The sequence below is a fragment of the Vibrio sp. Y176 genome, from assembly GCF_033438945.1.
Map to the genome: position 1 here is coordinate 1 of NZ_JAWOQS010000423.1, position 753 is coordinate 753.

1 protein-coding gene is annotated in these 753 nt (G+C 47.5%); it reads right to left on the reverse strand.

Features of this window, described 5'->3' with window-relative positions:
* A partial coding sequence (locus R7O13_RS26455; RefSeq protein WP_318305154.1) for an aminotransferase class III-fold pyridoxal phosphate-dependent enzyme occupies window positions 1-753 on the reverse strand: 753 nt, incomplete at both ends.

Consider the following 753-nt stretch of genomic DNA (forward strand, 5'->3'; position numbering starts at 1 on the left):
AATGCGCGATACAATCAGGGTGTTGAGTGAAGATAGCGTTCTTTGCCACCAGCTCTGCCGCATCATCGATTACGGATTTAAGTGGCGCATTTTTGTTGTCTAGGTCAACCGCGTTGATCGCATCTTCTAACGCTTTAGGATCCATACCTGAGTATGGTGCGTTAACTTGTTCAAACACTGACTTCATTGCAGAAGTTGTGTGACTCATTACTGATGCAAACTCAGCACTGCCTAGTTCACCGGTATGGATGAAGTGCTTTTTCCACTCTTCTTGTGGTGCAGCTTCAACGTGGCTACCGCCTGCGGCGATGATCGCTTCTTCAAGCACACGTAATGCGAAGTCAATCTGTTCGAATGAAATGATAAGTGGTGGAAGGAAGCGAATAACAGAACCTTCGTGGCCGCCTTTCTCAACCATCAAACCACGCTCAAGCGCAGCACGTTGAATCGCTAGGGTCAACTGACCGTCAGCAAGAGGTTCACCAAACTTGTTAAGCTCGCCGTTAGGATTCTTGATTTCAACGCCTAGCATCAAGCCTTTGCCACGAACTTCAGCAATACAGTTAACACGTTTTTGGATGCTTTCGAGACCAAAACGTAGGTATTGGCCCGCAACGTTCGCATGCTCAACAAGGTTGTCACGTTGGATAATTTCAAGCGCTTTAGCACCTGAAACCATTGCAAGTTGGTTACCACGGAATGTGCCCGTGTGCTCGCCTGGCTTCCACGTATCGTGTTGCTTATTGATCACAA